This is a genomic window from Algoriphagus marinus (genome assembly GCF_001936475.1).
Lineage (GTDB): Bacteria > Bacteroidota > Bacteroidia > Cytophagales > Cyclobacteriaceae > Algoriphagus > Algoriphagus marinus.
In genome coordinates this window covers 126,061-149,875 of the sequence record NZ_MSPQ01000007.1, presented here as the reverse complement: position 1 = coordinate 149,875, position 23,815 = coordinate 126,061, and the positions used below count along the sequence as shown (strand labels likewise).

At 38.4% G+C, this 23,815-nt stretch carries 22 protein-coding genes; 12 read left to right on the top strand and 10 right to left on the bottom strand.

Annotation, left to right across the window (positions count from 1 at the left end):
• The first annotated feature begins 40 nt into the window (after positions 1 to 40).
• From BVC88_RS12725 to BVC88_RS12715, 3 genes are all read left to right on the top strand, one after another.
• Positions 41 to 640 (top strand): OmpH family outer membrane protein, encoded by a 600-nt coding sequence (locus BVC88_RS12725; protein ID WP_075351080.1) that lies wholly within the window; start codon positions 41 to 43, stop codon positions 638 to 640.
• A 100-nt stretch (positions 641 to 740) separates the two neighbouring features.
• Entirely contained in the window at positions 741 to 1,712 is a 972-nt protein-coding gene (locus tag BVC88_RS12720; protein WP_075351079.1) for a deoxyhypusine synthase family protein, read from the top strand.
• A gap of 3 nt (positions 1,713 to 1,715) precedes the next feature.
• Entirely contained in the window at positions 1,716 to 3,341 is a 1,626-nt protein-coding gene (locus tag BVC88_RS12715) for an OmpA family protein (RefSeq protein WP_075351078.1), read from the top strand.
• Positions 3,342 to 3,382: 41 nt separating this feature from the next.
• On the opposite strand, the gene BVC88_RS12710 is transcribed toward BVC88_RS12715, so the two are convergent.
• Positions 3,383 to 4,843, bottom strand: coding sequence for a Gfo/Idh/MocA family oxidoreductase (locus tag BVC88_RS12710; RefSeq protein WP_075351077.1), 1,461 nt, complete (start codon positions 4,841 to 4,843; stop codon positions 3,383 to 3,385).
• A gap of 235 nt (positions 4,844 to 5,078) precedes the next feature.
• Between BVC88_RS12710 and BVC88_RS12705 the strand changes: the two genes are divergently transcribed.
• The 3 genes from BVC88_RS12705 to BVC88_RS12695 all read left to right on the top strand — a co-directional run bounded on the left by BVC88_RS12705 (position 5,079) and on the right by BVC88_RS12695 (position 9,298).
• Positions 5,079 to 6,680 (top strand): beta-N-acetylhexosaminidase, encoded by a 1,602-nt coding sequence (locus BVC88_RS12705; protein WP_075351076.1) that lies wholly within the window; start codon positions 5,079 to 5,081, stop codon positions 6,678 to 6,680.
• Positions 6,681 to 6,837: 157 nt separating this feature from the next.
• Positions 6,838 to 8,187, top strand: a complete 1,350-nt coding sequence (locus BVC88_RS12700) for an alanine/glycine:cation symporter family protein (RefSeq protein ID WP_075351075.1) — start codon at positions 6,838 to 6,840, stop codon at positions 8,185 to 8,187.
• 1 nt (position 8,188) lies between these two features.
• The gene (locus tag BVC88_RS12695; protein WP_075351074.1) at positions 8,189 to 9,298 is read left to right on the top strand and encodes a glycerate kinase family protein; all 1,110 of its coding nucleotides are present in this window, start codon (positions 8,189 to 8,191) and stop codon (positions 9,296 to 9,298) included.
• Between the two features lie 43 nt (positions 9,299 to 9,341).
• On the opposite strand, the gene BVC88_RS21350 is transcribed toward BVC88_RS12695, so the two are convergent.
• The 6 genes from BVC88_RS21350 to BVC88_RS12670 all read right to left on the bottom strand — a co-directional run bounded on the left by BVC88_RS21350 (position 9,342) and on the right by BVC88_RS12670 (position 11,783).
• On the bottom strand, positions 9,342 to 9,488 hold the full coding sequence (locus BVC88_RS21350; protein ID WP_175574418.1) for a hypothetical protein: 147 nt from the start codon (positions 9,486 to 9,488) through the stop codon (positions 9,342 to 9,344).
• A gap of 84 nt (positions 9,489 to 9,572) precedes the next feature.
• A complete protein-coding gene (locus BVC88_RS12690) occupies positions 9,573 to 9,761 on the bottom strand; it encodes a hypothetical protein (RefSeq protein WP_075351073.1) in 189 nt (62 codons plus the stop codon).
• A gap of 60 nt (positions 9,762 to 9,821) precedes the next feature.
• Positions 9,822 to 10,304, bottom strand: a complete 483-nt coding sequence (locus BVC88_RS12685) for a hypothetical protein (protein ID WP_075351072.1) — start codon at positions 10,302 to 10,304, stop codon at positions 9,822 to 9,824.
• Positions 10,305 to 10,406: 102 nt separating this feature from the next.
• On the bottom strand, positions 10,407 to 10,763 hold the full coding sequence (locus BVC88_RS12680) for a response regulator (protein WP_075351217.1): 357 nt from the start codon (positions 10,761 to 10,763) through the stop codon (positions 10,407 to 10,409).
• Positions 10,764 to 10,872: 109 nt separating this feature from the next.
• Complete coding sequence (locus BVC88_RS12675) at positions 10,873 to 11,196, bottom strand: DUF962 domain-containing protein (RefSeq protein ID WP_245803643.1); 324 nt, start codon at positions 11,194 to 11,196, stop codon at positions 10,873 to 10,875.
• Entirely contained in the window at positions 11,196 to 11,783 is a 588-nt protein-coding gene (locus BVC88_RS12670; protein WP_075351071.1) for a DUF4136 domain-containing protein, read from the bottom strand. The genes BVC88_RS12675 and BVC88_RS12670 overlap by 1 nt, the downstream gene beginning before the upstream one ends.
• Before the next feature lie 130 nt (positions 11,784 to 11,913).
• On the opposite strand from BVC88_RS12670, the gene BVC88_RS12665 reads away from it, so the two are divergent.
• The gene (locus BVC88_RS12665) at positions 11,914 to 12,396 is read left to right on the top strand and encodes a deoxycytidylate deaminase (RefSeq protein WP_075351215.1); all 483 of its coding nucleotides are present in this window, start codon (positions 11,914 to 11,916) and stop codon (positions 12,394 to 12,396) included.
• Here the strand turns inward: BVC88_RS12665 and murB are convergent.
• Positions 12,393 to 13,406 carry a UDP-N-acetylmuramate dehydrogenase gene (murB, locus tag BVC88_RS12660; protein ID WP_075351214.1) on the bottom strand — a complete coding sequence of 338 codons (1,014 nt, stop codon included), beginning with the start codon at positions 13,404 to 13,406 and terminating at the stop codon, positions 12,393 to 12,395. The two genes, BVC88_RS12665 and murB, sit on opposite strands and share 4 nt — an antisense overlap.
• Before the next feature lie 77 nt (positions 13,407 to 13,483).
• Between murB and BVC88_RS12655 the strand changes: the two genes are divergently transcribed.
• The 3 genes from BVC88_RS12655 to BVC88_RS12645 are packed head-to-tail and all read left to right on the top strand — an operon-like array spanning position 13,484 to position 16,587.
• Positions 13,484 to 14,428 carry a succinylglutamate desuccinylase/aspartoacylase family protein gene (locus BVC88_RS12655; RefSeq protein WP_075351070.1) on the top strand — a complete coding sequence of 315 codons (945 nt, stop codon included), beginning with the start codon at positions 13,484 to 13,486 and terminating at the stop codon, positions 14,426 to 14,428.
• Positions 14,429 to 14,472: 44 nt separating this feature from the next.
• A complete protein-coding gene (gene egtB / locus BVC88_RS12650) occupies positions 14,473 to 15,618 on the top strand; it encodes an ergothioneine biosynthesis protein EgtB (protein ID WP_075351069.1) in 1,146 nt (381 codons plus the stop codon).
• A 3-nt stretch (positions 15,619 to 15,621) separates the two neighbouring features.
• Complete coding sequence (locus tag BVC88_RS12645; protein WP_075351068.1) at positions 15,622 to 16,587, top strand: L-histidine N(alpha)-methyltransferase; 966 nt, start codon at positions 15,622 to 15,624, stop codon at positions 16,585 to 16,587.
• 48 nt (positions 16,588 to 16,635) lie between these two features.
• Here BVC88_RS12645 and BVC88_RS12640 read toward each other — a convergent pair whose 3' ends face one another.
• A complete protein-coding gene (locus BVC88_RS12640) occupies positions 16,636 to 18,366 on the bottom strand; it encodes a phospho-sugar mutase (RefSeq protein WP_075351067.1) in 1,731 nt (576 codons plus the stop codon).
• A gap of 177 nt (positions 18,367 to 18,543) precedes the next feature.
• Between BVC88_RS12640 and BVC88_RS12635 the strand changes: the two genes are divergently transcribed.
• Together BVC88_RS12635 and BVC88_RS12630 are read left to right on the top strand one after the other, a co-directional pair.
• On the top strand, positions 18,544 to 21,354 hold the full coding sequence (locus tag BVC88_RS12635; RefSeq protein ID WP_075351066.1) for a glycoside hydrolase family 2 protein: 2,811 nt from the start codon (positions 18,544 to 18,546) through the stop codon (positions 21,352 to 21,354).
• A gap of 22 nt (positions 21,355 to 21,376) precedes the next feature.
• Entirely contained in the window at positions 21,377 to 23,194 is a 1,818-nt protein-coding gene (locus tag BVC88_RS12630) for a glycoside hydrolase family 2 protein (protein WP_075351065.1), read from the top strand.
• On the opposite strand, the gene BVC88_RS12625 is transcribed toward BVC88_RS12630, so the two are convergent.
• A complete protein-coding gene (locus tag BVC88_RS12625; protein WP_075351064.1) occupies positions 23,191 to 23,778 on the bottom strand; it encodes a DUF502 domain-containing protein in 588 nt (195 codons plus the stop codon). The genes BVC88_RS12630 and BVC88_RS12625 overlap by 4 nt on opposite strands.
• Positions 23,779 to 23,815 lie beyond the last annotated feature (37 nt).

Below are 23,815 nucleotides of genomic sequence, written 5' to 3'. Positions count from 1 at the left end.
TCTTTATATTTGCGCCCTTGTCATCTATAAAAATAAAAAAGTGAAAAAGGGATTAAAATTACTAGGATTATTAAGTTTAGCCTCAGTGCTTTTCTACAGCTGTGATAAAGCAGGAACTTCCACTACTTCAGAATCTGCAACATCAGAATCGATCGCTGCAGGTGATATGAAAATTGCTTTCGTCTACACCGATAGTGTGATCAATAAATTTGATTACTTCATTAAAAGATCAGGTGAGATTACTGAAAAAGGTAAAAAATTCGAAGGTGACCTTCAGGGGAGAGCGAGAGGATTTGAGCAGGAAGTAGCCAATTTTCAGCAGACAGGAGGGAATATGACTCCTAATCAGCAGCGTGCAAAGCAAGAAGAGCTTGTTAAGAAAGAGCAAAATTTAATGACTTATAGAGATAATCTGATGCAAGAATTATCAGTAGATGAGTCAACACTATATTCTGAGGTTTATGACCGAGTGCAGAAGTATTTGAAAGCTCACGCTGAAAAAAATAACATAGATGTGATTCTTAGCTATACAAGAGGAGGAGCAGTTTGGTATGCAAATGATGCCATTGATATTACTGCAACTGTCATCGAAGAATTGAATAAAGAGTATAATGCTGCACCAGCTGATACTGCAAAATAAGTGTTAAACTTATTTTAAAACATTGAAACCCGGTTAAGCCGGGTTTTTTTGTAGGGTAAAAATCAATATTTTTGCAACTCTTAAATCGAAACTTCCAAATATGAAAATTACAGAATTTTTAAAGCATAACTATAGACATTTTAATGCTGCCGCCCTTATAGATGCAGCAGAAGGGTATAAAACTCACTTGGATAATGGTGGCAAAATGATGGTGACTTTGGCAGGAGCGATGTCAACAGCGGAGTTGGGAATTTCTTTAGCCGAAATGATCAGACAGGATAAAGTCCAAATCATCACTTGTACGGGAGCAAATCTAGAAGAGGATGTTTTCAACCTTGTCGCACATGATTATTATGAGCGAATCCCAAATTACAGAGAGCTAACACCTGCCCAGGAGCAAGATTTGCTTGAGCGACATATGAATCGGGTGACAGATACTTGTATTCCGGAAATGGAAGCAATGAGACGTATAGAAAATGTGATTTTGGAAGAATGGGTTAAAGCCGACCAAGCTGGAGAAGCTTTCTTCCCACATGAGTTTTTCTATAAAATCCTTCTTTCGGGAAAACTAGAAGGTTCCTACCAGATTGATCCTAAAAATAGCTGGTTGCTAGAAGCCGCTAAGAAAAATCTTCCGATCATCGTTCCAGGATGGGAAGATTCTACCCTTGGAAATATGTTTGCAGGCCATGTTATTAGTGGAGATGTGAAAAATGTGCATACTGTAAGGACTGGTATCGAATACATGATGTTTCTTGCAGAATGGTATACTCATAACGCTACGGAAGATAGTAAAGTAGGCTTTTTTCAAATTGGCGGGGGAATTGCAGGAGATTTCCCTATCTGTGTAGTGCCAATGTTGCATCAAGACTTGCAGCGGGATAGTGTTCCACTATGGGGGTATTTCTGTCAAATCTCAGATTCGACAACTTCCTATGGATCCTACTCCGGAGCTGTTCCAAATGAAAAAATCACTTGGGGTAAACTAGGGATTAATACTCCTAAATATATTATCGAGTCAGATGCAACGATTGTAGCGCCATTGATATTTGCTATAGTCCTTGATCAATAAATTATGATAAAAATCTCGCAATGGATTTTCAAGGCAAGCAGCGTTTTACTGCTTGCCTTTTGTTTTCCTTTAGTTTTATTTTCCCAGCAGATCCAATCTCTTTCGGGAGCAAATAGCCCACAGGATGATATGAATCCTGTTTGGATCGGTGATAATACGCTCTTGTTTACTCGTGCTTTTCATCCTGATAACATCGGAGGAGTTACAGATCCAGGGGATATTTGGATGACCATAAAAGGGGAAGATGGGAATTGGTCTGAAGCAATTCATCGTACCGACTTAAGTCGATCAGGATATGATTATGCACTAGGATTAGAAAATGTTTTAACCCTTTTGGTTTATCATCAAGAAGGATCAAATGTAGGCTTATATCAATATTCTAAATTCGGAAAAGATTGGAATTTTCTTAGAAAGGTAACTATGCCAGGACTGGAAGATTTGAAAGGTCAGTTGTCTGGCAGAGTAGTTTCAGGAGGAAATCAGATTTTTCTTTCTGGGAATGGAAAGGACTCAAGAGGCAATGAAGACCTTTATTTTAGCCAAAAATCCGGAGTGATTACTTGGTCTGAGCCGATTAATCTGGGTTTGGTATTGAATACTGAAGGGCAGGAGATGAGCCCTTTTTTCGATCCGAGTTCTAACCGCCTTTTTTTCTCTTCAAACATGCTTCCAGGAGCAAATGGAAAAGATATTTATATTTCAAAGAGACTTGGGGAAACCTGGGATACCTGGAGTATTCCAGTAAAGTGGACTCAACTAAGTTCTAATGGTTCTGATATTTCAGTCACCTTTATTTCTCCTAAAGAGGTGATTTGGACTAGCACTCAAAATAGTGATGGCTTCGCAGACTTATTGTCTTTTGCAGATCCGGTTGAGTTGGTGATTCCAGATGATTTTGAATTACCTAAGGAAAAAATTACAGAGGTAACGCAGCCGACTTCAAGTTCTCAAACCTCGGTAAAAATCGCCCCAATTTATCCACTTTCGGCAGTTGGGATTCCAGAAGTGAAAATGCTTTCAGTTGAAGAAGAGTCTGAGAAATCAGTTAGTTGGTTTGTGATAGATGCTAAAAACAAGATAGAAGTTCCATTTTCACTTCTTTGGAAAACTGGAGACAAATCTTTTGCAGCTGATAAGAATTCAGATATTAAAATTTCTCAATTGATTAATTCTGGAGTGATCGAAATAAAAATCACGTCATTAGGCTATTTTCCTCAGATGATTCAAGTATCAGACTTGAAGGCCGAAGAACCTAATGTAATCCTAATGACTAAAGCTGAGTCAGGAAACTTGGTGGTACTTAAGGATGTAAATTTCAAAAGAGGAACTGCCGAATTAGAGGGTGTAGAAACTTTTGCCGGACTAAATGAGATTGCAGAATTTCTTTTGGAAAATCCTGAATTGAAAATTCGGATTCACGGACATACGGATAGTGCAGGTGATCCTGGGTTAAATAAGCAGCTTTCGCTAGAAAGAGCTAAGTCGGTAAGAGATTATTTGATTGGGAAAGGTATCGAATTTGAAAGTCTTCGAATTTCAGGTTGGGGAGGAACTCGACCTGTAGCATCTAATACCACAGAAAGTGGAAGGTCTAAAAACCGGAGAGTAGAATTGGAAGTGGAACGTTGAAAAAAGGCTTTGAGTAATCATCACTCAAAGCCTTTTAAATTTTAAAGAGAGAATCCTTCTCGGTATTCCCGCTTCACAAATTGATTCGCTGGATCAAAGTTGGTAATCTTCATATTAGGACCATCCCAAAGTAACTTGATACCACGTCCAGGATAGTCGAATTGATTGGCATTTCCATCAGCTCTTGGGGTGCGGTAATCATAGCTGCGAATAGCTAGATTCCCCATCAATACAGATTCAGTCAAAGGTCCTGCAACAGAAAATGGAGAACTCAGGTTTTTGAATTCTTGAGATCCATGTCCTGCAATGCAAGCTTCAACCCAATTTCTATAATGGCCTCTATCTCCATCAGGTACACGATACAAGGTTTCTGGAACGTTTATGTCCTTTGTTTTGGAAGTAGGCAAGAGCTGAGGGTTAATGCCGTAGGTTGAGCACATCATTTTACCTTTTGTGCCTTCTATTATTACACCATTTCCACCATCTCCCATTTGTTCATTGGGTTCTAATTCTTCAGGTCTGGTTGGTTGAATTCCTCCATCCATCCAGTGGAATTCTAAGTCCTCTTTTCCAGGACGATCAAAGCGAAGCGTGATATGAGAAGAAGGAGGACAACTTTCAGGAAAATAACCTCGGTTGAATTCCCCAACATAAACTGAACCTACAGAACATTCCGCTGACTTTGGATATCCTAATTCTAATACTCTAAACGGAGGCTCCATGATATGACAGGCCATATCCCCTAAGGCACCCGTTCCATAATCCCACCAACCTCTCCAGTTGAATGGCACCAAGTTTCCTACATAATCTTTGTATGGGGCTGTTCCAAGCCATAAATCCCAATCCAAATCTGAAGGTGGTGCAATTGGGTTTTTCGACCATTCAATGCCTTGTGGCCAAACCGGACGATTGGTCCAGGAATATACTTTAGTGGCTTCTCCTATTAATCCAGCTTTGTACCATTCAACCATTTTGCGGACGCCCTCTCCAGATGATCCCTGATTTCCCATTTGAGTGACCACTTTATATTTTTCTGCAGCTTCAGTGAGCATTCTAGCCTCATAGATATCATGAGAAAGAGGCTTTTGTACATAGACATGTTTGCCCATCTTCATAGCCATCATCGCGGCTACAGCATGCTGATGATCGGGAGTGGAAACAGTAACCGCATCGATGTTATTTGCTTCTTTTTCAAGCATAATGCGAAAATCCTTGTAGTATGGAGCTTTAGGATGCGCATCGACTGTCCGTTTTGCTCTGGTATCATCGACATCACAAAGTGCAACAATGTCTGCTTTTCCACTATTGAAAACGCCACTTACATCACTGAACCCCATTCCTCCAATTCCAATTCCTGCAACTCTAAGCTTATCGCTTGGAGCTATAAAACCCGTACCACCCAATACATGTCTTGGAACAATATAAAACCCAGCAGCAGCCAATGCAGAGCCTTTTAGAAAACTTCTTCTGGAGTTATTGGTATTTGATTTCTTATTTTTCATTTGGTTGTAGTTAGGTTCAAAATGGGTTTAATGTTTGAGTTTTGAATGATTAGAGGGCATAATTTATCAAAAAGGATTTAATCAGGCTTGATTTAAAAACACAAAATCTGATATTTTTTTTAATTTTTTTTTCTCCATGACTTGATAAACACTTGTTTTTCATTCCTTGATATTTTCTATTTAAATGGGTGAGATTTTTAAAATTTTGAATTAAGTTTACCCAAATTCTAATCTTATGAAAAGTTTACTTTGGTCCGCAATATTAGTTGCGACTGTTATTGTGAGTTCTTGTCAAGCGCCTATGCCTGAAGTGCCTATTGATGAAGCTGGTTTGATTCCTATCCCAAAATCTATAAGTTCGACTGGAAAAGGATTCTTATTGAATTCAGAAGCCGCAATACAATACAAGGGCAATGGTAACAAACTTGAAACTATTGCTAATTATTTAGCTAGCAGAATTTCTCCCGCAACAGGTTTTGAGATGCCAGTTTCTCAAAATTTCGGTAATATTATTTTAGAACAAACGAGTGGAGAAGCTTCAGAAGCTTATCAATTAAAAGTAGATGAAAATGAGGTGAAAATTACTTCAACAACAGAAGCTGGGATTTTTTATGGTGTTCAGACTTTTCTTCAGCTATTCCCAACTGAAATAGAAAGCTCATCGGTTGAATCAGTTGATTGGGTTGTACCAACAGGATCCATTCAGGATGAACCTGAATTTGAATATAGGGGATCAATGCTTGATGTAGCCAGACATTTTATTAGCATAGAAGATGTCAAACACTATATAGATCAGATGGCCAAATTCAAGTTTAACTACCTTCATTTGCACCTGACTGATGATCAAGGATGGAGAATTGAGATTAAATCGTGGCCGAAATTGACCGAAATTGGAGGTAGTACAGAAGTGGGAGGTGGCAAAGGAGGATTCTATACTCAAGAAGAATACAAGGAGATCGTTGTTTATGCGGCAGAGCATTTCATTACTGTCGTGCCAGAAGTGGATATGCCTGGTCATACCAATGCAGCTTTGGCTTCTTATGGAGAATTAAACCCAGGTGTAAACTTGCCAGATGGTGATGTTTCTACAATGGTTGAGGGTAAAATAGACTTTGACATTCTGGATAGAAATCCAGTCCCCGCTGAGCTATATTCTGGAATTGAGGTAGGATTCAGTACACTAGCGACGAATAAAGAGCAAACTTATCAATTTGTGGAGGATGTAATCCGTGAGATTTCAGAGATTACGCCTGGCCCATATTTTCATATAGGAGGCGATGAATCCCACGTGACTGAGAAGCCAGATTATATTTATTTCGTAGAGCGCGTTCAGGAATTAGTCCAGAAGTATGGGAAAATAAATGTGGGATGGGATGAAATTGCTACAAGTAAGCTTCTTCCGGGAACCATCGCTCAATTTTGGGCCGAAGAAGAAAATGCAAAGTTGACGAAAGAGCAAGGGAATAAAATACTGATGTCTCCGGCTAAACGAGCTTATTTAGATATGCAGTATGATTCCACAACAAGGATTGGGTTACATTGGGCAGCATATATTGACTTAAAAGATTCATATTCTTGGGATCCATCTACCTATACCGAAGGAATAAATAAATTTGATATTTTAGGAGTTGAAGCTCCTCTTTGGACAGAGACAGTTACCAATCGAGCCGATATTGAGTATATGACTTATCCTCGTTTGGCTGCAATAGCGGAGGTGGCATGGAGTCCTAGCAATCTACGTTCTTGGGAAGATTTCCAAAGAAGGATAGCAATTCAAGGTAAGCGATGGGATATCAATAAGATAGGTTTCTACCGCTCGCCACAGGTGAATTGGTAAGTTATAAGAAATAATCAAAACCTGAGTTTTCTCAGGTTTTTTTATGGTTTTCAGGCTATGGGTTCTTTGTTTTTGATAAAAATCGACCTAATATGGAAACTAAATTCACATCAGACTTGGTAGTGAAATAATTCAATAGTTGAAATTAAATAACTCAATGGGAGATTTTATTATAGCGTTTGCGGATTGGATTTGGGGCACGCCAATGCTAGTAGTTTTAATGGGGGGTGGAAGTATTTTACTTTTTCATTCTGGTTTTGTTCCATTTAGGAAAATAGGACATGCTATTAGTCTCCTAAGAGGAAAATACGATGACAGTAATATTCCCGGACAAATCACTTCTTTCCAAGCTTTATCATCAGCTATTGCAGCTACAGTTGGTTTGGGAAATATTAGTGGAGTTGCAATTGCGATTACCATGGGAGGGCCGGGAGCTATATTTTGGATGTGGGTTTCTGCTTTTGTAGGAATGGCAACTAAATTTTATACCTGTAGTCTAGCGATAATGTATCGAGGCAAAGACTCAAGAGGAGAGGTTCAAGGTGGTCCGATGTACGTAATTGAAGAAGGGATGGGAAAAAAATGGAAATTTCTCTCTTATATTTTCTGTATTGCAGGGGTGATGGGTTTGCTGGCAATTTTTCAGGCAAATCAATTAACGGCAGTTTTCCGAACAGTTATTTTGGAGCCTGCTGGATTAGATGAAGGAGAAAAAACCAAATGGATTATCGGAATCACCATGATGATCATAGTAGCAATTGTAATTCTAGGTGGAATCAAGCGAATTGCCAACGTGGCTTCAAAGCTTGTTCCTTTTATGGTTGGACTCTATTTTATTACAGTTCTAATCATCGTTTTCAAATATATAGGTGATGTCCCTGATATGCTTGTCAAAATTGTTACAGATGCATTTTCAGGAGAAGCTGCCGCTGGCGGGGCGGTAGGAGCCGTAATTATTATAGGAGCCAGAAGGGCTGCTTTTTCAAATGAGGCGGGAATCGGAACAGCTCCGATGGTACATGGTGCTTCCAAAAATAATGAACCAATTCGTGAAGGTTTAATTGCAATGCTAGGACCATTTATCGACACGATTGTAGTTTGTACACTTACCGCACTTGTGATTATGTTAACGGGGGTTTGGCAGACCACTGAGTCAGATGGTGTAAGACTAACTTTGGCAGCATTCGATACTGCATTGCCTGGCGTGGGAAGATATTTGTTGATGGTGGCTGTTTTGATTTTTGCGCTTTCGACTATGTTCACCTATTCCTATTATGGGCATAAGTGCTTCAATTATCTATTTGGAGCAGATAAGGCAGATTATTATAATTATTTCTACCTGATCACTATCGTAGCTGGAGCAGTAGCCTCTTTACAGGTAGTAGTTAGCTTAGTAGATGGGATGTATGCTGTAATGGCAATTCCTACTATGATTTCAACATTTTATCTGGCTCCAAAAGTTAAAGCTGCCTCAAAGGACTATTTCAAAAGGATGAAGTCAAACTAGGATGAATGTATTAATCTCTCCAAATGCATTTAAGGGAACTATAACTGCTGACAAAGTTGGTGAGATTATTCAATCTTGTATCAAAGAAAGGTATCCAGAGTATCAGACTAAAATAGTCCCTCTAGCTGATGGGGGGGATGGTACTTGTAGTCTTCTTACTAAGGTTTTGAATCTTGAATATGAAGAGTTTTGGACATTAAATGCTTATGGAAGACCTATTAGAGGAGCTTTTGGTTGGAATGACAAAGATAAAACTGCCTATATAGATATTTCAGTTGCTTCAGGTTTGGGATCACTTCAAAATCAGCATTTAGATCCTTTTGTTGCTTCCACTTTTGGGACAGGTATGATTCTTCAAAAAGCAATTGAAAGAGGAGCACAGCATATTGTTTTGGGTTTAGGAGGGAGTGCCAGTATTGATCTGGGGACTGGGATCTTGGCTGCTTTGGGAATTCTAATGTTGGATGAAAAGGGAAGGGAGCTGACTCCCTTTAGCCCCAATTACCTTTCAAAAATCAAGCATATTCAATTTTCCCCGAGGCTACCAAAAATTGAATTTACTCTTTTGTGTGACGTTAGGAATTTCTTTTTTGGGAAAAATGGTGCTATTCAGGTATTCGGTCCTCAGAAAGGTCTTAATCCAGAGGAGGCTGATTCTTTTGAGAAAACTTGCGAGGAAGTTCTTCTTAAATTCTATAATAAATCAAAGAAGGAATTTATTGAGGAGGAAGGTTTTGGAGCTGCCGGTGGAATAGCTGCTGGTTTATCAGCTTTTTTTCCTTGTGAAATAAAAATGGGTTCAAGTTATTTTTTTAAAAAGGTAAAATTGCCCGAGTATGTAGATTGGGCAGACCTAATTATTACAGGGGAGGGGAAATATGATACTCAATCAAAAGGAGGTAAAGCTTCATTTGAATTGCTTCAACTAGCTAAAAATCAAGGAAAAAAAATCGCATTAATAACAGGAGGTGACGATCTAATTGAGGATGATTTTGACTTAATTATCAGATTGCCAAATCTCGATTTTTCTAAACCTGACTATGCTTCCACTGCAAAATTAAACCTAGTAGCATCTTTTAAAAGTAATTTTAACTCTAGATTTTGGACATAAAAAAAGGAGGCAAAGCCTCCTTTCTATGTCGGTATGATATGAATTAATGATCAGACTTCTTTTTAGAAAAAGTACTTCTAGCATCAATTGCTGATAATCCTGCTCCTAATCCAATTAGAATACAAACAATCAAAATGAAAGTCTGCGCACCTGATGCGATTGGAGAACTGAAAATATCTAGTAGTATCATGTCTTTTTGGTTGTGTTAAAACGGAAGCCCGAAGATAATTTTTACAATTGGTATTAACAAAATAAACTACAGTCTAAGGGTTAATTAGTCTATTTCGTCATCAAAATCCTCATCGATGTCTTCGTCAAGTTCATCCTCGTCAAAATCTACAATGTTGTCATCCAAGAACTCATTGTCATCATCCAAGTCATACTCATCTTCAAAATCACTGTCGAAATCATCACCATCTTCGATGTCTTCAACATCGTCAAAATCGTCGTCAAAATCAGCCATAGTTTAATTAGAAAGAGGTTTTATTAAATATTGATGCTAATTAAAATATTTTTTCTTTGCCTACAATAAAGCAACAGCTAATTTTTTTTCTTCAATTGCTATTTCAGATTCTACATTTTCTTTCACCCAAGCTTTTCTAAGTAGTTCCGACCAGGTCTTCATGTAATAGATTACATCTTCTTTTGAGTTTTTGGAAATTGATCTCCTTCTCTCAAAGGGCATAGCTGATAAAATTTTGGGGTCAGAAAGCCTTTCCAAATGAGATAAATCCTCAATAGTTAATCCAAACTCTAGCATCTTACTGATCATAAGATCCATTGGGTATCCACTTGTGGGGCAAAAGTCTACAAGTTGTTGATTCCAGTCGCCATATCTCCCCATCGCATACCGATGGATTTCCGACTTTTCTAGCTTTGTTAATTCTTGGGCAAGATTTCCGCAGTTGCAAGCTCCCATATGACCCCATTGATATGGAGATCCATTGGAAAGCTTAAAAATGGTCTTTTCTAATGCAGAAATTAATTCTGGGTTTGCAATAGCCATATGGTTAAATTTTGATTCATAAACATAACCAATATCGTATCCAAGGGTTTGGCAAAAAAGTAAAATCCAAAAAAAAGACCTCTAAAAAAGGCCTCACATAGATCAACTAAAAATCGATTTTATGTATTTTTTGATTAATGGCTTTGAGAGATAATCTTTTACTATACTGTAAGTTCTTGCTTTTGTAATATCTCTATCATCAACAGAACTACTTAAAATATAGATTTGAGCTTGATTTTGAGAAGAATTAAAAGAATCTAAAAAATCCCATCCGTTCATTTCAGGCATATTAAGATCCAAAAACAAATAATTAGGGCGAATTGAATAGATTTCTTTGAGTGCTTGTTTTGCACTTTGATATTTAAAAAATTTACAAGGCTCACTTACATTTTTGGATATAAGTTTCTCAGTCACAAATGTGCTGATTGGGTCATCATCGATAAGTACTATGGTTAACATCAAATCCAAAAACTCAAGCTTGAAATACAAATATCCTAATACAAAAGTAGCAGGTACTAACGATTTAACAAATATGTTGCCAGAAATAATCCAAACTTTCTTCAAATTTTCATTTTTTGATAATTCGGAATTTTTCTTTTCCTCTTAAAAGATCAAAAAAAAGAATAAAGTCAGATGCTAAGCTGAATAAGGGGTATTTAAAAGTTGCCGGCTTATTCTTTTCAAAAAAGAAATGTCCTACCCAAGCAAATCCATATCCAACAACTGGAATGGAGAATAACCAAACATAGTTCTGGGTAACCAATGCGGAAACTAAAATCATAAACAGAAGGCCTGTACCTACGAAATGAAGCATCCTGCACGTATAATTTTGGTGTTCTGACAAGTAATAAGGATAAAACTCCTTCAAGGTTTTCATTCTAGTTTCCATCATCAATTAGGGTTTTTGTAAGATTGAATTTCTGAAATAAATCTTTCAACAATTTTATCTGTTGTTTTTAGGATTTTGTTATCCTTTGTTTTTTGACTCGAAACCTCAGTTACACCCGTGAGTGTCATTAGGAACTTATCTTGTTTTGGGTCAATGAAGTCGACAATCAATTGTACCAGCTCGTAGCTTGAGGTTGTACTCCTGTTGTAATTATCTACGTAAGGATTATACATCCAAGGGTCCCATACTCGATATCCCCAAAAAGGATATGGATTTAAATTATTATTTATTTCGCGCTTTCTGGGATCTTCATTGGAGGTATATCTAATGACAAGGTCGGGTTGAATCTTATCGTAAACCAAGCCTTCCGCCTCTAGTGCTTCCTGAAGATGTATTTGCACCTGAGCATCTATGAACTGGGATGAAAATCCGCGCATACCGATTTCTTGGTTTATTAGTACAAAACTCTTGTAGGGTTTATTTATAGGGATTTCAGAGTTTTCTTTGAAAACTTCTATTGAGCTACATGCGCTTATAAAAATCAAACCAAAAGAGAAAAAAAGTGAGGTGATTGTGGATGGTTTTGTCATTTTTTGTTCTTTTTCTTCAAAAACGAATAAGGTCCTTGAAAGTTAAAATTTAAAATTTAAACGAAAAACAAGTATCGATATGTACATGATTCTTCCTCTTCAAATACTATTTTTGGACAAATTATTGAAAATGAATAAACCGGATTTCGACGATATTTTCATGGAATTGGCAGTTAACCTTGCCAAAAAATCACACTGTATCAAAAAACATGTGGGAGCTGTCCTAACCAAAGACACTCGAATAATCTCAATTGGATATAATGGACCTCCTGCAGGTACCCACAATTGTGATGTGGAATTTCCAGAAAAAGGATGTGCCCGAGATAGCAAAGGAAGTTGTTCTTTGGCTCTTCATGCGGAGCAAAATGCTATCCTATACGCTGTAAAAAATAATACAACCGTCGAAGGATCAACTCTTTATGTGACACTTTCTCCCTGCCTTGCTTGTGCAAGGATCATCTTTTCAATGGGGATTTCAAAAGTAATTTTCCTCTTTTCGTATGCAGAATATAAAGGGATCGGAAGTGACGAAGGAGTTGATTTTCTTCGAAAATTTGGTGTGAAAGTGGAGAAATATGACAAATCCTTTGAAGTAAATGATGCGCTTGTTTAAAGGAAGTTAACTTCTGGGCTGAGTTCTATTTGAAATTTATCAAAAACAGACATTTGTATTTTTTTGGAAAGCGCTACAATATCCTCTCCTGAACCATTTCCATAATTGACTAAAACAAGAGGCTGGTTTTGATGTACTCCTACATCACCAAAACGTTTCCCTTTCCATCCCGCCTGCTCAATCAGCCATGCGGCTGGTACTTTGGTTCCTTCTTCGTTTTTATACCCTGGAATATCTGGGTAATTTTCTTTCAATTTTTCAAATTCTGAATTAGGAATGGTAGGGTTTTTAAAAAACGAACCACTGTTTCCAATTTCTTTTGGGTCGGGAAGCTTGGACTTACGAATTGAAATAACGGCATCGGATATTGCTTTTAAGCTTAATTCATTCACACCTTTTTCCTGCAGTGTTTGCTGAATAGCTCCATAAGTAATTTTAAAATCAGGGGATTTTCGAAGTCTAAAAGTTACTGAGCAAATCACGAATTGATTTTTAAACTCATGCTTAAATATGCTCTCTCTGTAACCAAAATTACAATCTGCACTTTCAAATTTCCGAACCGAAAAATCATTTCGATCCACAGCTTTTAAGTTTTCAAAAACTTCTTTGATCTCAACTCCATATGCACCGATGTTTTGCATTGGCGAGGCTCCAACTGTACCTGGGATCAGCGATAAGTTTTCAAGTCCACCCCAATTTTGATCGATGGTATAAAGGACTAAATCATGCCAAATAACTCCCGCTCCGACCTCAATAAGAACTTCATCTGGTGTTTCCTCAAGCAAGGTGATCCCCATGATTTCAATTTTAATCACTAGGCAATTAAGATCCTGAGTTAGAAGAATATTGCTTCCACCACCCAAAATCAATACTTTTTCTTCATAGGATTTCGCCCATTTCAAAAGCGCTATTAGATCCTCCAGATTATGGGCAATGGAAAAATATTTGGCCTTTTTGTCGATTCCAAATGTGTTATAAGCCTTCAGCGAAATGTTTTCTAGTATATTCATGAATGAATCCTTGTGATGCGAAATAAGTAAGATTTTGAACCAATAGAAAATCAAAGGATCATCCAAAACTAGATTTAATGAAAGAACTTTTAATCAATGGGGTACGGATTCGTCAAGGACAATCCATGAATATCGAGTTACCTATTGCTAAACTCCCCACGCATACATTAATTGATTTACCCATATTTATTAGATCTGCAAAAGAGGAAGGCCCTGTTGTTTTGATCAGCGGTGGTGTGCATGGCGATGAAATCAATGGGGTAGTCACTGCCAAAAGACTTTTAGAGGAGGTGGATGAAGGACTAACATTACTAAAAGGAACTCTTATCTTCATTCCACTAGTAAATATTTATGGTTTCCTATCTAATTCACGCACATTCCCAGATGGAAGAGATCTGAATAGAAGTTTTCCAGGGAGTAAAAAAGGCTCTCTTGCAGGACGCATTGCCTTTATTCTTAATGAGCAAATTATCCCTCAGATAGATTATGGAATTGATTTTCATACGGGAGGGAGAATGTTGAGTAATTATCCTCAAATCCGAGTGGACTATTCGGATAAAAAAGCAATGGAATTGGCAAAAGCCTTTGGAACTCATTATATTTTGAATTCAAAATACATTGAAAAATCCTTCCGAAAAGCAGCGTTTAAAGCTAATAAGCGGATTTTAGTTTATGAAGGCGGAGAATCCATGCGATTGGATGACTATGCAATTGAAGAGGGCGTACAAGGGACTAAGAGATTACTATCAAGCTTGGAAATGATAGATTACAATGCAACTCCACAAGACTCTATTTTTCTGAAAGAGAGCAATTGGGTTAGAGCTAGGGCTTCGGGAATATTTAATGCTTCTGTGAAACTGGGGGATTCAATTAAAAAAGGACAGATTCTTGCCAGAATATCAGACCCTTATGGTCAAATCAAAGAGCCTGTAAAATCTCCCTCAAATGGATATGTCCTCGGCCTGAATAATCTTCCCGTAATCAATGTAGGAGATGCTTTGGTGCATATCGGAAACGAATAGAAGTTTTGAAAAATTGGCATAATCGCCGAAAATATCTAAGTTCAATGACTGTTTTAGAATCTTTTCGTAGTGTGCGCAAACGTTCCTTGGACCTTTGCAAAAACCTGATTATAGAGGATTTTTCCCTACAGGCTTCCGAAGAAGTCAGCCCTCCTAAATGGCATCTTGCACATACGACTTGGTTTTTTGAGCAATTTATTCTTGTCCCGAAGAATCATACATATCAAGTAAAGCATCCCCAATTCAATTTCCTTTTCAATTCTTATTACAACACACTTGGTTCGAGGACAGCAAGAAATCAGCGAGGACTGATGTCCAGGCCTCCGGTATCTGCGGTTTTGGAATACCGTACCTATGTTGATAATGCAATGGAAAGACTTATTAATGTCGGTGATTCGGAGATCCTTGAGCTAGTTATTCTTGGTCTTAATCACGAGCAGCAGCATCAAGAATTGTTGATCACGGATCTCAAATTTAACCTTTGGCATAATCCACTTGACCCAGAGGTAATGGAAATCGGAGAATATGAGGCAGAAGAAGGGAAGGGCTGGACGGAAGTCAAGGAGGGAATTTATGAAGTTGGACATTCAGGAAATGACTTCTGCTTTGATAATGAACTCAATCGTCACAAGGCTTATTTAAATGATTTTGCGATTTCAAATCGCTTGGTGACCAATTCGGAATATTTAGAATTCATGAATCAGGGTGGCTATGAAAATCCTATTTTTTGGCACGATGAAGGCTGGACTTGGGTAAAAAGTCTGGAGATTAAAGCCCCGCTCTATTGGGAAAAAAAGAATTCAGATTGGACTTATTACACCTTAAATGGCAGAAAAAATCTAGATGAAACTGCAGCTGTGGCGCATGTAAATTTTTATGAAGCATCGGCCTATGCAAATTGGAAAGGATTGAGACTTCCAACCGAATTTGAATGGGAAGTGGCAAATCTAAATTTCAGCTGGGGTAGGCGATGGGAGTGGACTAACTCTTCCTATTTGCCTTATCCGGGATTTAAAGTTGCTCCAGGGGCTCTCGGTGAATACAATGGCAAATTTATGGTCAATCAAATGGTTCTCCGGGGAGCGTCAGTTGCAACATCTGCAAATCACTCAAGATCCACTTATAGAAATTTTTTTCACCCGCATTTTCGATGGCAATTCATGGGAATACGTCTTGCGAAATCCCTATAAATTATGAATGCAAAAAATTCTGACTTTGGAAGCTTCGCCCAAGACGTTCTTTTAGGGCTAAGTTCAAATCCAAAAACTCTTTCGTCCAAATATTTTTACGATGAAAAAGGAGATAAACTCTTTCAGGACATCATGGCTTTGCCTGAGTATTATCTGACAAGAAAAGAGTTTGAGATTTTGGAAAGTCAACATGAGCAAATTCTCAGACCTGTTTTAGAATCTGGCGAACCTTTTAATCTTGTCGAACTCGGAGCTGGAGATGGTCTGAAAACCAAAATCTTGCTTCGATATTTAAGGGACAACCAGGTTGATTTTTCTTACTTTCCAATTGATTTTTCAGGATCAGTTTTGAAAGAATTAAAAGAAAGCCTGGTTCAAGAAATGCCTGATTTGAAAGTCACAACAATTGAAAATACCTATCGCGGGGCTTTGAAAGAAAGAGCCTGGGATAATGGAAAAAGAAGCCTCATTCTATTTTTAGGTTCCAATTTGGGTAATTTCCAATTAAAAGAAGCCTATGAGATCTTAGATCATTTGATGATCGGAACCAATCATTCGGATTGGGTAATAATTGGGTTTGACTTAAAAAAACATCCTCAAATCACCCTGAATGCTTACAATGACCCTACAGGAGTGACAAGAGCATTTAACTTAAACTTACTGGCCCGAATCAATAAGGAACTGGGAGCGAATTTTGACTTGGATTCATTTATTCATTGGCCTTCATACGATCCGATTTCTGGTGAGTGTAGGAGCTATCTTGTTTCCACTAAAAGGCAACAGGTGTATTTTTCCTCGAATCAGGAAACAATTCATTTTGAAGCATTTGAATCTATTTTTATGGAAGTAAGTAAAAAATACAACTTAATTGAGATAGGTGAATTGGCTGAGCGAAGCGGTTTCAAGGTAATTCAAAACTTCACAGATCCGGAAACCTATTTTGCAGATTGCCTTTGGCAGAAAAAGTAAAAAAAAAGCGACATTGAAACTCAATGTCGCTTTTTTGGCTTCCTTTTATTAGCTAAAATAGGCTTTCAAGCCTTCAAGTTTTTCGGCAAGTTCAGCTTCTTTCTTTCTATAATCAGCTGCATTTTCAAGAGGTCTATTTACAGAGAAATAATACTTGATCTTTGGCTCGGTTCCAGATGGTCTTGCAGATATCTTACTTCCGTCTTCCAAATAGAACTGCATCACGTTTGACTTGTCCATATTAAGCTTTTCTGTTTTCCCCGTTTTGACATAGGTTATAGTACTTTCCTTGACATCCACGATTCGTTCTACAGGGATTCCATTCATTTCTGTAGGAGGATTTGTTCGGAATCCATTCATCAATGCCTGGATTTGTTCAGCTCCATCTTTTCCTTTCTTAGTGACAGAGATAAGAGATTCTTTGTAGAAACCATATTGGGTATAGATCTCAGCCAATACATCAAAGACTGTTTTGCCCTGTGTTTTGTAGTAGGCGATTATTTCCGCTACCATAGCACAAGCAGAAACGCCATCCTTATCCCTCACAAAATCCCCAACCAGATAACCGTAAGATTCCTCTCCACCACAGATGAATTTCTTTTTCCCCTCGAGTTCTAAAATTATGGATGCAATATTTTTAAATCCAGTCAGAACCGAAAAACAGGTTACATTAAACCCTTTTGCGATTTCATCGATCAGCTCGGTAGTCACAATTGTGTTCACTATAAATTGATTACCGTCTAGCTTTCCGGCTTCTTTCCATCTGCTCAAAAGGTAATAAGTCAAAAGTGAACCAGTCTGATTACCATTCAAAAGTTCGAACTCTCCACTTCCATTAGGAACAGCAGCAGCATATCGATCCCCGTCAGGATCACAAGCCAAAACCAACTCTGCACCAATTTCTTTAGCAAGTTTGAGTGAAAGGGTTAAGGCTTCAGCTTCCTCCGGGTTTGGATAAATCACGGTTGGGAAATTCCCATCTGGTTCAGCCTGCTCTTTAACGATATTGATATTTTCAAACCCGAAGCCACGAAGCGCGGCAGGCACCATTTTGCCTGAAGCACCATGAATCGGTGAGAAGACTATCGGCATATCTTTTTGAGCTTGAATCGCTTCCTTGGAAAGACTAAGCTCCTTAACTTTCTCCAGATAGATCGCATCAAAGTCTTCTTCTATATAGGAGAAAAGTGCATCATTTTTATCAAAATTCACCTGATCAAAAGAGGTAATTTTTTGCACTTCAGTGATGATATTTTTATCATGTGGAGCAACTACTTGAGCACCATCTTCCCAGTAGGCTTTGTAGCCGTTGTATTCCTTAGGATTGTGGGATGCAGTAATCATGACGCCACTTTTACATCCGAAATGGCGAACTGCAAATGATAACATCGGAGTCGGACGCATATCTCTGAAATAGAGTACATGGATTCCGTTGGCAGTCAATACGTTTGCAGTAGTAGTTGCAAAAAGCGTATTGTTGATTCGGCTGTCATGAGTGATAGCTACTCGGATTTCCTGATTTGGAAAGCATTTCAAAAGGTAGTTTGCTAAGCCTTGTGTCGCCATTCCGATTGTGTAGACATTCATCCGGTTAGTACCTACTCCCATAAGTCCTCTCAGTCCACCTGTTCCAAATTCCAGGTCTTGATAAAAAGAGTCAGTCAGTTCTTTGGGATTTTCCTTGATGAGTGTTCTGATGGTAGATTTGGTTTGCTCATCTACATTTCCAGCAAGCCAAGACTCGGCTTTCGCTAGGATTGAAGGGTCTATTGCATTCATATTTTAAAAATTTCTATATGGGTCTAAGATATGTAATTTGTTAAAAAATGCCATTCTGATAAGGAAATGAATTAAGAAATATTTGTTTGAAGAAATTGGTCATTAAAAGCAGAAAAAGTTTTTATCCCATTGACTTTGACCTATTTTTAATATTAGCATATCATCAAAATAGCCATTATGAAGAATCATCTACTTCGGATTTTCCTTTTTGCTTTCACTTTTTCGATAAGTATCAATTTTGGCTTTGCGCAGCAGCAAGCCAATTCCTACCTGCGAGTTTATCTTAGTGGGAAAGATCATTCTCAAGCAGTGCTTTGGGATTTCAAAGTATCAGATGGAAGAAATAGCGGTCAATGGTCTAGAATCAAAGTTCCTTCCAATTGGGAAATGGAAGGCTTTGGCACATTCAATTATGGTCATGATCATCGAGAATCTGATCGGGTGTTAGGTAAAGAAGTTGGATACTACAAACATCGTTTTTCAGGAAATCCAGATTGGAAAGGCAAAGTGATTCGATTGGTTTTCGATGGGGTAATGACGGATACTGAGGTGAAGATCAATGGAGAACTTGTTGGTCCAGTCCACCAAGGTGGCTTTTATAGATTCTCATATGACATCTCTGATTTTTTGAATTTTAAAAAAGAAAATCTACTTGAAGTAATAGTTAAAAAACATTCTGAAAATGAGTCTGTTAACAAAGCTGAGCGACAGGCTGATTTTTGGATTTTCGGCGGTATTTTTAGACCAGTATTCTTAGAGGTTTTACCCGAAATACACTTTACCAGAATTGCAGTTGATCCACAAGCAGGAGGGAAACTTACTTCTTTACTCACATTAAGTAAGGTTCCAAAAGCTGCTCAAGTTAAAATAGAACTATTCGAGCAAGGATCTGAATTGGTTATCGGGTCGCAATTGCAGGATATCAGTTCTGATTCGATTTGGATCAGTAGCCAATTCGATCAAATTAAATCCTGGAATCCTGAGACCCCTTTCCTTTATGATGCTCGCTACTCGATTATTCAAAATGGAAAAACGCTATATGAAAAAACTGAGCGAATTGGTTTCAGGACAGTGGAGCTTCGCAAAAATGATGGTTTCTATGTCAATGGTGTGAAAGTCATATTCAAAGGTGTTAATCGACATTCATCTTACCCGACTACTGGAAGAGCTTTGTCAGAAGCCAATCATATGGAGGATATTGCTTTGATGAAAGAAATGAATATGAATGCCGTACGAATGTCTCATTATGTTCCTGATGAGCGATTTTTAGAATTGACGGATTCGTTGGGATTGTTTGTTTTGGATGAGGTGACAGGATGGCAAGATGCTTATGATACAATCGTGGGCCCCAAGTTGGTAAAGGAAACGGTACTCAAAGATGCCAATTATCCTTCGGTGGTAATTTGGGATCATGGAAATGAGGGGGGATGGAATTTTGCCAATGAAAAAGGTTTCCATGAATTAGATATTCAAAAACGCCCTATTCTTTATCCTTGGTTACAGCGAAATGGCTTTGATACTCACCATTATCCTAGATATGATGCTGGAATCAATAGACTGAGCAATGGGCAAGATGTTTTTTTACCTACCGAACTACTTCATGGACTTTATGATGGTGGTTTGGGCGCTGGTTTAGAAGATTTTTGGCAAAGTTATACTTCAAATCCCCTCGGAGCTGGAGGGTTTTTATGGGTTTTTGCAGACGAAGCGATATTGAGAAAAGACTTGGGGTATATCCATGATGTGGATGGAAATCATGCTCCAGATGGGATAGTAGGCCCATATCGGGAAAAGGAAGGAAGTTTTTATACCATCAAATCCATTTGGTCTCCAGTGCAAATAGAACCTTTTGTTCTTTCTCCCGATTTTGATGGAAATATCAGGGTTACGAATAAATACCTTTATTCCAATTTGAATCAAACCAGAATAAACTGGACTATCGAATCATTTGATGGTTGGAAGAATTCCAGCAAATTATACTCTGGCTCCCAAAGTCTTCCAGAAGGTAAGCCAGGAGAAACGAGGATTGTTAATTTAGATCTCCCCAGCTCATGGACTAGCGGTGATGTGCTTAAGATTACTGCTTTTGGGATCAACGGTGAGGAGCTTTACACTTGGGCTAAGGCAATTCGTAATCCCGCAAAAGGAAATCAAAATTACTTCCGCAATGATCCTTCCACAGAAACTCAAAACATTGTGGTCAGGGAGACATCAACTGATTTACAGATAGCGGTTGGTGAAAAAATTTATTTCTTCGGAAAGAAATTTGGAAACCTTCAATTGGTCAGAATAGGTAGGGATTTAATTTCGCTGGAACAGCGTGAGGAGATTGAGGGAGTAGAGTCAACTGTATCAGAAGTGTCTTGGATGCGAAATAAGGACGGTTCAATTCAGATACAATCCGAATTTAAACCATATCCAGCAAAGATTACCTGGACCGTGTTGACTGATGGCAGATTGAAAATGGAATCATCTGCTCCGAACTTTAACGGTAAGAATATGGAGATCCTTGGACTTGGTTTTTCTTATCCTGAGGAAAAAGTCATCAGTGCCCAATGGATTGGAAATGGTCCTTATCGAGTCTGGCAAAACAGATTGAAGGGTGTTGAATTTGGGCTTTGGGAAAAGGAGTATAATAACACCATGACTGGTTTCAGTTTCGAGAATTTGATTTATCCGGAGTTCAAAGGCTTTCATTCTAATTTTCATGCGCTTAACTTAAAGACTGAAGAAGGAGAGATTGAGATTCGAACTGAAACACAAGGTCTATTTCTAGGGCTTTTTAATCCTGAAATCCCAACCCTTTCAACTCCAGGTACAAGACCAGTTTTACCAAAAGGTGATTTATCATTCTTATATAAAATATCACCTATTGGTACCAAGTTTCATCTGGCAGATGAGATGGGACCACAGGGGCAAAAGGCTTTTGGGGTTTCTCGGTCAGGAGATATCGGCTATTCAATGATTCTTTGGTTTGATTTTAAATGAAATTACCTAAACCCAAAAAACAATGATGAGTAAACTAATTTTAGCCTTCTGTTTTTGTGTTTTTTCTATTCAGAGTTTTGCACAGGGGCCGATTCTCAAAACCGATTGGACCGACGAGGTGAATCCTGATTCACCCTTGCCGGATTACCCAAGACCTCAACTTGTTCGGGATAATTGGCAGAACCTCAATGGTCCATGGAATTTTGCGATTCAAGCAAAAGGAGTAACTCCAGCGACGATTGATCAGGGAAAAATCACTGTTCCTTTTGCAGCAGAATCCCTACTGTCCGGAGTGCATAAAACCGTTGGGCCTGAGGCAGAACTTTGGTATGAGCGATCATTTGATCTTTCTTTAGAAAGAGGGAAAAACAGGATTTTACTGCATTTTGGAGCGGTTGATTGGGAATCTGAAGTTTGGGTAAATGATAAGCGTGTAGGAATGCATCAAGGTGGATTTGATGGTTTTAGCTTTGATGTGACGCCATTTTTGGAAAAAGGGAAAACCCAGAATATCAAATTGAGAGTCTGGGATCCGAGCGATTCGGGCCCTCAGCCTCGTGGAAAACAAGTCAAAGACCCAAAGGGAATTTGGTATACACCTGTAACCGGAATCTGGCAGACCGTCTGGTTGGAATCCGTTCCAGAAACTTATCTTAAATCGGTTTACACGGTGACTGACTGGGAAAATTCAGCACTGATTTTTTCTCAGGAAATCATCGGCAATTTCGAGGGGATGCAGCTTCAGATAACGCTCATGGAAGAAGGAAGAGAGATTTATTCAAGTCTGGCACCCGCATCGGATTCTCGAAAGATCATCTTGACCGATCCAAAAACATGGTCTCCTGATAGTCCATTTCTATATGATGTAAAAGTGAGTTTGTTGCAAGGAAAAAAAGTGGTTGACGAAATTACATCCTATGCGGCTTACCGAGATATCCGAATGTCCAAAGATGAAGACGGTTTCCAACGGATGTTTTTGAATGGGAAACCACTCTTCCAATATGGCCCTCTTGATCAAGGTTGGTGGCCAGATGGCTTATATACAGCGCCGACTGATGAAGCTTTAGCATTTGATATACTTAAGACCAAGGAGATGGGTTTTAATATGATTCGTAAGCATGTGAAGGTAGAACCGGCTAGATGGTATTACCATGCCGATAAATTAGGAATGCTTGTCTGGCAAGATATGCCTAGCGGAGATATGGGGAATCGATGGGAAGTTCGCCCGGGAATTATCAGGGAAGGAATGAATAAAGATCGAACTGCAGAAAGTGAGCGGATTTTCAAAACCGAGTGGACAGAAATCATGAATGAATTCAAGTTTTTCCCATCGATTGTGGTGTGGGTTCCTTTCAATGAAGCTTGGGGACAATTCAAAACTACTGAGATCGTGAATTTGACCAGGAAATTGGATCCTACAAGGCTTATCAATTCAGCCAGTGGGGGAAATTTTGAAATGGAAGGAACAGATGTGGTGGGAGATATTCTGGATCTTCATAATTATCCAGACCCAGTCATGCCTGACCCAAGTACTTTTGGAAAATATGATTTGATGGTTTTGGGAGAGTTTGGTGGATTAGGATTACCGATAGAAGGGCATACTTGGTTGAACAAAGATAATTGGGGCTATCAGTCTTTTACAACGAAAGCGGATCTTCAGACTCGCTATGAAAGATTAATGGTGGATTTGAAAAAGCTTATTCCGCGTGGCTTGGCAGCGGCCATTTATACTCAGACCACAGATGTAGAAGTCGAGACCAATGGTTTGATGACTTATGACCGGAAGGTCTTTAAGTTTGATGAGAAGTTTTTGAAAAACATCCATTCCGGACTTTTCTAGTGTTTTCCCTTTGCAAGAAGTTCCACAGTTCCTATCCCTAATTTTCGCATGACCGAGGAAATGTCTCCTTGTTTGTATTTAGTTCGTGTGACTTGATCCTTTTTGAAAATTACTACATTTCCTTCCCATGTGCTTGGAGCAGAAGGCACGAAAACTACGCAGTCTCCATTTTCAAATTCATCCACTAAAAAGCCAAACATTAACCCGTCAATTGGAACGAGAACTACCGGAAACTCTTTATCCGATTTTAAACCAGCCTTACTCTCCAAGCTAGATTTCATCAATAAATACCCAGGGAAAAGAGAAAGGACATTTTCTTCAATCCATTTAACCATTACTTTTCCTAATCCTAAGCTAGCAATCCAACCTGCTAAAAAGCAAATCAATACAATGATCAGAATGGCAAAAATATAGGGCACATTTAGAATTGAGCTATTGATTTGAAGCTCATTGCTAATCGCTTCTGCCACTGGCTTAATCAGTTCTATTCCTTTTTTTACAAAAAATAATACAAGAAGGATTGGTAAAAGGAAAAATATTCCTCCTTTGATGGTCTTTGACGCAAATGACAGAATTGACTTCATAGATTTCTTCTTTGAGTCTAAAAATTAAGAGATTATT